A 3,624-nucleotide genomic window follows, 5' to 3' on the forward strand; every position below is an offset into this window, starting at 1 on the left:
GGCTTCGCAACTCCGAAGGATCCAGCGGTGGCCGCCCCCATGCCAGCCCCAGAATCACAGCTCTGTCATCCCAGTGGCCGAGGGGTTAAACGACAAGCTGAGGGGACGTGGGAGGTCATGGCCCTGCTGCCCGTGAGAGCACGTCGCTCACCCGGTCGACCTGCGCGACGGTCAGGGTCGGGGACATGGGCAGCGACAAGATGCGCTCAGCCGCGTTCTCCGTGACCGGCAGTCTGTCCTCGGCGAACTCCGCGAAGGCCGGCTGGCGGTGGCACGGCACCGGGTAGTGCAGACCCCACCCGATGCCGGCGGCGTCCAGCGCCGCGGTGGCCGCCGCACGATCGGGCACCTGGACGACGGCGAGGTGGTGCACCGACTCTGCCCGCGGGTGCTGGGCGACCGATACGCAGCCAACCGGTAGACGCTCCCGGTAGCGCTGCATCAGCGACCGCCTGCGTGCGTTGTCCTCGTCGAGGCGGCGCAGCTTGGCGGTCAGGAGCGCAGCCTGGAGCGTGTCCAACCGGCTGTTCCGGCCACGCAGCTCGTGGAGGTGGTGGCCCTGGTTGGCGCGGCCGTGGTTGGCCAGTTGTCGGATCCTCGTGACCAGTGCCGCGTCGTCGGAGACGACGGCGCCGCCGTCCCCCAGCGCTCCCAGGTTCTTGCCCGGGTAGAAGCTGAAGGCGGCGGCGACGCCGACGCTCCCGGCCCGACGTCCGCCGAAGCGGGCTCCGTGCGCCTGGGCGGCGTCTTCGACGAGCGCGATGCCGTGCCGACGCACCAACGGGACGAGGCGGTCGAGGTCGACCATCTGGCCGAAGAGGTGCACGGCCATGACCGCCGCCGTCCGCGGGCCGATGGCCGCGGCGACGGCATCCGGGTCGACCTCCAGGGTGTCCGCTCGCACGTCCACGAACCGCGGACGCGCCCCCACGGCGCACACGGCCTCGACGGTGGCGACGAAGGTGTTCGCCGGGACGATGACCTCGTCGCCCGGGCCGATGTCGAGCGCGGCCAGGATCAGCTCCAACGCGTCCGTCCCGTTGGCCACGCCGACGCAGTGTTCGGTCCCGCAGTACTCCGCGAACCGTGCCTCGAAGGTCTCGACCTCCGGTCCTCCGATGAAGCGCCCATCCGCGAGGACCCGCTCCCAGCACAGGTCCAGGTCCTCGCGGACGAGGTCGGTGATGCCGCGGACGTCGAGGAACGGGATCGACGTGGTGGTCAGCATCCGGTCACCGCGAGTGGAAGATCCGGTGACCGTTGACCGCCGGCGGGACGGGGACGGACCCCGTGCCGGCCAGATCCGTCGACACGTCCGCTCCGGCGACCACGTCCTCACCAGCGACGTCGGCCAGCTGATCCGTGGCGGCCAGCACGCGGACCACCTCGAGCCCCCGTTCGCCCGGGGTGTCCGGGGGCGAACCCGTCCGGATGCACTCGATGAAGTGGTGGTCCTGGACCAGGAGCGGCTCCTGGAACGGGATGTACGGGGACACGATGTCGCCGGTCCGGTAGGACACCGGCAGGGCGTGCGCCTCCACCGGGGCGTCGATGTCCTGCACGTCGACGCCGATGTCGTAGATCCGGATCCGCTCGTTGTCGGACATGTCGTCGTACACGGCCATCTTCTGCTCGCCCACCACGGTGACCTGCCGGACCTTGTTCGGTGTCAGCCAACTGACGTGCACGTAGGCCCGGGTCTGCGACCGCGGGAAGTCGAAGCGGAGGTAGGCGACGTCGGCGTGCTGCCGGCTGATGTGGCTGTGCGCCCACACGGTCGCGCAGGAGGGCATCTCGTCGAGGATGTAGGACACGATCGAGATGTCGTGCGGAGCCAGGTCCCAGATCACGTTCACGTCGCTCTGGTACCGGCCCAGGCTCAGCCTGGCCGTGTCGACGTAGAGGATCCGCCCCAACGCTCCGGACCGAACGAGCTCCCGGAGCTTCCAGACGGCGGCGTTGTACTCGAACGTGTGCCCGACCATGAGCTGGACCCCGCAGCGGGCCGCCGTCTTGACCAGGAGCTCCGCGTCCTCGACGGAGGTGGCGAGGGGCTTCTCCACGAGGACGTGCTTTTCGGACTCGAGGGCCCGGTGCGCGATGGCGGCGTGAGTGCCGGGCGGCGTGGCGATCACCACCGCATCGATGTCGTGCAGGACGTCGTCCAGCCGGGTTGCCAGCCTGGCCATGGGGTAGTGGGCGGCCGCCTCCGACAGGCGGGCCGGCCGGCCGTCGACGATGGTGACGTCGACGCCTGGGGTGCTGCTGAGGACTCGGACGTGCTTGGAGCCCCAGTAGCCGTAACCGACGACGGCGATGCGGTCACGGTACGTGTGGGACCCCACCGGGTGTTCCATCGCGCGGTTGGAGGTGAGGACGGTGACCTTCCTGTCGGTCTCACCTGCAGGGGAGTGCGGTGCTTGCCTCATCTGTCTTCCTCGGGAGCTGGGTGCGCTGGACGGGGGCGCGGGAGCGGGCTGGGAAAGGGGCGGGGATCCGCCTGACGGAGCCAGGGGACCGGCGGGACGCGGCGTGGACACCTCGGCGGCTGAGCTCGCCGGATCCTGGCTCAGTCGGGGCTGGCCCCCGGGTCGTCGGCCCGACGGAGGACCCGGTCGTCGACGACGACGCTGCAACCCGATGGGTCCTGGGGAAGCAGCATCGCGATAGCGGGGCCGAGGACCGCGAGGTCCAGACCCGTCTGGTGGTAGCTGCCGGAATGGCAGGCCGAAGTCCCGCTGGCCGACCCCCCGGTCGGCGCTGGCGGCACGGGCGCGGGCACGGGAGCCGGCAGACGCAGGAGCGACACGGGGGACGGCTCCGTCGGCAGCTCGGGAGCCAAGACAGCCGCCGGGGCGCCGAGCGCGCCCCGGCTCACCCGGCCGTCGTGGTCGTCGGACGCACGGAACGAGGAGGTGGACGCCTGCCCCGTCTCGCCCGCGGGCCACGGGACCCGGGTACCGACTGTGGGAAGGTCTCCGGAGGACGTGGCCGGGACCACCGTGGTCACTGCCGCGGCAGGACGGGCCGGCTCCAGGGCGACAGCCCTCGATGGGCTCGGCGTCGTGGCGTCCGTGCCGGCACTGGGCGGCGTCGCGGTGCCGGGGTAGGGATCGGCGCTGCCGGTCCCCGACTCCTCTTGGGGCGTGGCGGCCGGGCCGGGAGCCGGCGCCTCCCAGCGAGACGCGGGGGGAGGACCGGGAGCGGCGGGTTGCTGCCGAGCCGCGGCCGCGGACGGCTGCGTCTCCGAGACAGCCCCTGCCGAGGACGGCCCTGTCCACGCCGGAGGTGCCGCGACTGGAGCAGACGCGGAACCCAGATCGGGCGTTGTCTCGGTGGGCGGCGGACCGGCCAGGGGCTCGACGCCGACGGTCCTTGTCGCCCGCGCGAGGTTGACGGCCGGCGCAGCCGCCGCCTCGGCCGTGACCGGGCCGGCGGCGGGCGGGCGCTGGGGTGCTGCGGTCGTTGACACAGATCTGATCCTGCTGCAGTGCCCTCTCGTACGCCTCTGACTCTATCCCCCAATTGATTGTTATACAACACGCTTCTAATCTATCTCTACACCTAGCTACCCTACACTCACTCCACTGCAGCCGCTACTCTACCTCACTGCTGTCCACTACA

Annotated in this window: 2 protein-coding genes; both read right to left on the reverse strand. The window is 71.3% G+C overall.

Features of this window, described 5'->3' with window-relative positions:
• Positions 1–115: 115 nt before the first annotated feature.
• The gene (locus tag CNO22_RS26175; RefSeq protein ID WP_100502167.1) at positions 116–1,228 is read right to left on the reverse strand and encodes a DegT/DnrJ/EryC1/StrS family aminotransferase; all 1,113 of its coding nucleotides are present in this window, start codon (positions 1,226–1,228) and stop codon (positions 116–118) included.
• Positions 1,229–1,232: 4 nt separating this feature from the next.
• Positions 1,233–2,429 (reverse strand): Gfo/Idh/MocA family protein, encoded by a 1,197-nt coding sequence (locus CNO22_RS26180; protein ID WP_198588623.1) that lies wholly within the window; start codon positions 2,427–2,429, stop codon positions 1,233–1,235.
• Positions 2,430–3,624: the final 1,195 nt, after the last annotated feature.

Origin of the sequence: Geodermatophilus chilensis, from assembly GCF_002802985.1 — a bacterium.
In the GTDB taxonomy this organism is placed as follows: domain Bacteria; phylum Actinomycetota; class Actinomycetes; order Mycobacteriales; family Geodermatophilaceae; genus Geodermatophilus; species Geodermatophilus chilensis.

Coding starts and splice junctions, on each gene's coding strand:
- CNO22_RS26175 (WP_100502167.1), bottom strand. CDS start 1,228: ATGCTGACCACCACGTCGATCCCGTTCCTCGACGTCCGCGGCATCACC.
- CNO22_RS26180 (WP_198588623.1), bottom strand. CDS start 2,429: ATGAGGCAAGCACCGCACTCCCCTGCAGGTGAGACCGACAGGAAGGTC.